Below are 2,326 nucleotides of genomic sequence, written 5' to 3'. Positions count from 1 at the left end.
AGCGTTCCAGGTACGGCGGGTCTCGCCGCCGTTGGCGTCGATCTCTTTGACGAGGTTGTTCTGGACATCGTATTCGAAACGGGTGACGGCGCGGGCGAGCGCCCACCCGCGCCGGTTGTCCTGTCCAAATTGTCAAAGAGCCCGGCCGGTGTCGGCCGCTTACTTCCTTCCTTTTTATTTTCTTACCGCGTTGTTATGTTCCAGGAAAAATCGGGAAAACCCTTTTTTTCGGTAACCCCTAAAGCCAATCTACTTCCGCCCAATACGCACCGGACTTCGCCTAACTCATCACTAATCTCATTAGAATGCAACAAATCAAGAAACTGGCGGTAGAATGGCTCAATTTTTTTCGAACGCAAGATCAGCGTTATCGCGTCTTTAACGCCAGCATTGTTGCTCTCCACAAAAACAGCAGAGGTATCTACTGACACCGATATATGTTCTATGCCTGAGGCCAAGATTCGCCCAATGAACAATTCACATATAGACAGAGCACGTTCTGATGCCTCATTCAATCCAGAAGGCAGAATAATATCGACTGTTTTTTTCTCTATGGCTGTATTCATGGCAGTTTCTTCCAACCTCCGCGAAATGCTTGGTCGGGGAACTCCAACACCCAGAGCTGCCCGCATTGCTTACACTGATACTTAATTTTAATAAATGGCCCCGACAAATCTATCTGCCCAAGGTTTTCCAACTCATCGCTCTTTACCAGCAACCCAATACGCTTCCTGAAACGAGCGAATTCCTGCTCAGAAGCAAACCCTCCCTGGTGCAACTGACAGACCCCACAGCTCATGGTTTCAACCTGAAGATGTGGACGTCCTCGATGGGCACAGGATCAAGAAGGAATTGGCTCCATCCGCCCGAGCCCGCCTCAGGATAGGAGTTTGTATAAACCTCCCAGCCCCGACTACCTTGATTCCCGAAAGGTCTTGCGACACTAAATCCGCGAACCTTATCTACCGGAATCGCTACGCCATAAGCTGGCTCACCCCACTCAGGCTTGATCTGAGCACCGCGCGCAACAGAGCTGCTTGAATGGGAAAACTCCGTTGTAGTATAGCCACGGACACTTCCATAGCGTAGCGACTTATCGAGCCCGTCTTCCGATAGATACCTAAAGACGTAGTCCTGGCTCCCTATGGACTCCGAAAGGCGGCGCTCATAGTTAAGTCGCGAAAGCTCATCAATTTTGGCTGTACGCTCCTGGGGACTCAGATGGCCGTACTTCGCACGCAGTTCGGCTCCACGACTTAACGTGGTGTTTTGAACGCCTGCCGCACGACCTGCTGACAAAGCCCCGCCCAGTTTGAACAACCTGCCTGCAGCAACCGGACCCAGGGTTAGAGCCGCGTCAACGATTAAGCTGTTTCTCGCCTCGCTTCTGAGATCTGCCGGCGCCAGCTTGTCCGTCGCAAAACTTACGTTTTCTGATATCCCCGCCATGAACGAAGTCAGCAACTTCCCACCTATTGTAGGACCCGTAGGCCCTGCAAAGAAGTCTCCGTCAAAGCTGAGCTTCTGTATTGTATCATACCCAAAGCCGCGCGCCTCCAGTGCCCCGGCCTCCGAGGTCAATCTCGCTGCCGTGATATCCAGGACAAAGGCACTGCTGCTGGTGTTGCGGTTTGCGCGGATCTGGTTGATAACACCGAGCATCTGCTCGTCGGTGGCGCGTCCTCCGATCATGTTGAAGGCCGCAATGACTTGATCCTCAAAGCTTGCATCCGTCGAGATGCCCGCAAAAATACGCGGCACATCGCTCGACAAGCTCAGGTCAGAAGCCGCTTCGAGCTTGCTCCGCAAAGGCACATCAAACCGCGGTCCGACTGAAATACCTAACAGCTCCCCTACGCCTTCGCTACCAAACAGCTTGGCAAAATCCCAACTGATTTCACCATCCAGACCACGCACCAGCTCGATGCTGGCATCCGTCGTGAGCGCACCTTTTTCGGCCAACAACTCACCGTACTTGGCGACAAAGGCGAGATCCTGGTCTTGACGTTCGACCAAGGGGAGGAAGCCCAGATCGCCGGCCGCGGCAACCTGAATGCCCACGTTGGGATCCAGCGCTATCCCAACCGCGTTCGTACCGGCTCTGTCAAGCGCCGCCAGCGATTGATCCTCCGCCGCCCGATGTCGCGCCCCCACGGCGCGGCTCTCGAACTCACCCAAGGCAGCCATCGACGCCGCTTCCGCCTGGCGATGCGTTGGCCTGACATGGGCGGCCAATCGCTGGGCCGCCGCTGTGGCATTACCCGCCGCGGTGCGCAGTCCCGACGCCGTCGCAATCCCTTCGCCGATGGCGTTGCCGATTTCATTC

The 2,326-nt window shown here is 55.0% G+C and carries 2 protein-coding genes; both read right to left on the bottom strand.

All coding sequences use genetic code 11. The annotated features are described in order from the left end of the window. Nucleotides 1-182 precede the first annotated feature (182 nt). On the bottom strand, nt 183-566 hold the full coding sequence (locus NPX02_RS20995; RefSeq protein ID WP_260296016.1) for a hypothetical protein: 384 nt from the start codon (nt 564-566) through the stop codon (nt 183-185). Between the two features lie 229 nt (nt 567-795). After that, nucleotides 796-2,326 (bottom strand): hypothetical protein (locus NPX02_RS20990; RefSeq protein ID WP_335342619.1); only part of this gene is annotated, 1,531 nt, incomplete at its 5' end.

This window comes from Sedimenticola hydrogenitrophicus (assembly GCF_025175675.1).
GTDB lineage: Bacteria > Pseudomonadota > Gammaproteobacteria > Chromatiales > Chromatiaceae > Sedimenticola > Sedimenticola hydrogenitrophicus.
This window is presented reverse-complemented; position numbering and strand designations above follow the sequence as displayed.

Excerpts from the sequence above, each read along its gene's own strand:
- NPX02_RS20995 (WP_260296016.1), bottom strand. The coding sequence starts at position 566 with ATGAATACAGCCATAGAGAAAAAAACAGTCGATATTATTCTGCCTTCT.